Origin of the sequence: Aeromonas sp. HMWF015 (assembly GCF_963878965.1) — a bacterium.
In the GTDB taxonomy this organism is placed as follows: Bacteria; Pseudomonadota; Gammaproteobacteria; order Enterobacterales; family Aeromonadaceae; genus Aeromonas; species Aeromonas veronii.
The window spans coordinates 1-1,867 of the sequence record NZ_CAWNZT010000119.1 but is presented as its reverse complement, the minus strand read 5'-3'; the positions used below and the strand labels follow the sequence as shown (position 1 = coordinate 1,867).

At 53.5% G+C, this 1,867-nt stretch carries 2 protein-coding genes; one reads left to right on the top strand and one right to left on the bottom strand.

What is annotated here, in order from left to right; all coding sequences use genetic code 11:
• Positions 1 to 81: 81 nt before the first annotated feature.
• Positions 82 to 510, bottom strand: a complete 429-nt coding sequence (locus AACS18_RS06095) for a VOC family protein (RefSeq protein WP_108612123.1) — start codon at positions 508 to 510, stop codon at positions 82 to 84.
• 482 nt (positions 511 to 992) lie between these two features.
• Here AACS18_RS06095 and AACS18_RS06090 point away from each other — a divergent pair.
• Positions 993 to 1,867, top strand: an 875-nt coding sequence (locus AACS18_RS06090; RefSeq protein ID WP_108612122.1) for a retropepsin-like aspartic protease, incomplete at its 3' end; no start/stop codon positions are given.

Sequence of the window (1,867 nt, the reverse complement as noted above, 5' to 3'; positions counted from 1 at the left end):
TTATAACACCACCATTTTAGCAAAATGTAATTACCTCATAGTTCATTACGGACCTCATATTAATAGTATTTCACTATATTGCTAAAACCGAATCTCCACCGACTCCACACTACGCTTTGCCTCGCCGTGATAAACCGCTTCGATATTATTGCCATCCGGGTCGAGGACAAAGGCGGCGTAGTAGCCGGGATGATAATTGCGCTCGCCGGGGGCGCCGTTATCTTTGCCGCCATTGGCCAGCGCGGCCTGATAAAAGCGATCCACCATGGCGCGATCTTTTGCCTGAAAGGCGAGGTGGTGGCGACCGGTCAACACTCCCAGTGCGGCGGGGCTGTCGACAGAGGTGACAAACAGTTCGTCTGCCCAGAAGTAGCCCTCACCTGTGCCGCCCAGCGGAATATCGAGGGTGGTGAGAATGGCCGTATAAAAGCGCTGGCTGGCGACCAAATCTTTGACCACCAGTTGGATATGGTCGATCAAGCGACCACGATGCAGGGTTTGTGTTTCCATACACCACCTTGATTTGCATGTTGTGGATGAGTCAGCGGCTTGCCGGTCAGTTTGTTTGGATCAAAAAGGGACCGGGCGAGATATGGCATGGCTACCGCCCCTGAATTTCAGCTTCCAGTCTGCTGCGTTTCACCAACGGGATGGGGTTGGCATGGCTCATGGGAGACTCCGACGAGGCAAGTGTTGCCAAATGGCAATATTAACCATGGCGCTGTGGAGAGAAAGCTCAATATTGAGATTTTCTGTGCAAGATCAATAAATTAATCAAATGTCACCTACGATTGATGACGCGCCGAGATAGCGTGAACAACCATTCTTGAACTATCTCCATAGAATATTCATGGTCATATCCGGCTTGAACCAGCATAAAACTCTTTGTTATTGTCCGCCTCCCCCGCTGAAATAGCTTATTTATCTATAAATCAACAAGATAGCATTATGTGGTGGCGTCGCGGGGGCATCTGCTATTGGGAAGGAGAGTTATGAAGTCGCAGTTCAAAGTGGCGCTGGCCATGTTGGCCCTGTTCGTCGTCCAAGGCTGCACAGCCCCGGATTCATCCGCCAAGCGCAATGCACCCGGCCCGGTGCTGACAGTGCATTACGAAAGCGCCCCCCTGATCCCCGTCACCATAGCCGGTGAGCAGTACCAGTTTTTGCTCGATACCGGGGCCAGTATCACCTTTATCGATCGTCGTCTGGCCAGCCGCTTCAAGGCGCTGACCTTAAGCGAATTGCCCAGGGCCTATCAGGCTGATTTTGCCACTGTGAGCAGCGTTTCGAGTCAACTGGGCAGCGAACAGCTTGGCTTTGTTGAGCCGCAGCCCTTCTCGCTGGGATCGGTCACCATTGATGACAGCGATCTGTGGGCAACCGTTGATTTCGATCTTTTCTCCCAGTCTCTCGGCAGCCGTATCGATGGCATCCTCGGGATCGACACCATCCGCCGTTTCAACTGGGTGTTTGATCGCGACAAGCATCAGCTCACGGCTTCGCTGACGGCACCGTCGGCAGCCACCTTCGAGCGTTGCATCGGCTATGAAGATAGCTACAACCGCTCCCCGGCAGTGTATCTGACCCACGGTGAGAGCAGCGTGCGCATGTATCTGGATACCGGGGCCGATCAGAGCTATGCCGACCATGCCTTTATCGACTTTATGGCGAGCCAGAAGGCGATCTCTGGCGAAGATGCGATGCCACGCAAAGGGGTGGACGCCAGCGGTATGGTGGAGGGGCGTGAATATATCCTCACCGGCCTGCACTTTGATGAACGTCAGCTCGGTGAGCTACGCGTGTCGGAAAACAGCAATGAGCAGTATGGTCTGGGGATGGATTTTGTTAACCGCTTCAATCGCTTTGC

Excerpts from the sequence above, each read along its gene's own strand:
- AACS18_RS06095 (WP_108612123.1), bottom strand. The coding sequence starts at position 510 with ATGGAAACACAAACCCTGCATCGTGGTCGCTTGATCGACCATATCCAA.